The organism is Mesorhizobium sp. WSM4828 (assembly GCF_055811175.1).
In genome coordinates, this window is the sequence record NZ_JBVVQK010000141.1 from 1 (window position 1) to 232 (window position 232).

General features: G+C 64.7%; 2 pseudogenes. Both read right to left on the reverse strand.

Annotated elements, in window-relative coordinates:
- Nucleotides 1–147, reverse strand: a pseudogene (locus AC0L2X_RS32670) (ABC transporter permease); the annotation flags it as partial.
- A pseudogene (locus AC0L2X_RS32675) lies at nt 113–232 on the reverse strand (ABC transporter permease); the annotation flags it as partial. The pseudogenes AC0L2X_RS32670 and AC0L2X_RS32675, both read right to left, overlap by 35 nt.

Here is a 232-nt window from a genome sequence, read left to right on the forward strand (position 1 = left end):
GCCGACCACCACCGCCAGGATCAGAACGAGGAGCAGGAACGCGCTGACGACGGCAAGCTTGTGGCGGCTATAGCGCCGCCACGTCTCGCGCCAGGGCGAGTAGACGCGCCGCTCAGCGGAGGGAGATGCGAGGGTCAAGCCAGCCATAAAGAACGTCCGCGATGAGGTTGAACAGCACGACCAGGCACGCAAAGACGAAGGTGACGGCCATCACCACCGGCGTGTCGTTGGT